Annotated in this window: 1 pseudogene; it reads right to left on the bottom strand. The window is 45.9% G+C overall.

What is annotated here, in order from left to right:
• A pseudogene (locus FDX22_RS31625) lies at positions 1–78 on the bottom strand (50S ribosomal protein L7/L12-serine acetyltransferase); the annotation flags it as partial.
• Positions 79–218: the final 140 nt, after the last annotated feature.

Genomic DNA, 218 nt, shown 5'->3' with positions numbered 1-218 from the left:
TCGATGCAAAGGCGTGACGTGTTGTTCTTCTACTGCCCGCAGTTCCAGCGTGTCACTGACTGTAATAATTTCTGACATGTTTATCTCCTTGGCGATTGTAAACGGGGGATTTCTGACTGGCAGTAGCCGATATTAATCTGCTTAGCGCCGTGGATGTCATATTTTTATGCTGTAACAGCAATCACTTAGAAACAATCTCTGGCGCGGAAGCCGTTACT

It is taken from the genome of Citrobacter sp. TBCS-14 (assembly GCF_005280805.1).
Classification (GTDB): Bacteria; Pseudomonadota; Gammaproteobacteria; order Enterobacterales; family Enterobacteriaceae; genus Citrobacter; species Citrobacter gillenii.
Note: the sequence above shows the minus strand (reverse complement) of the source record. Positions and strands in the feature narration are given on the sequence as shown.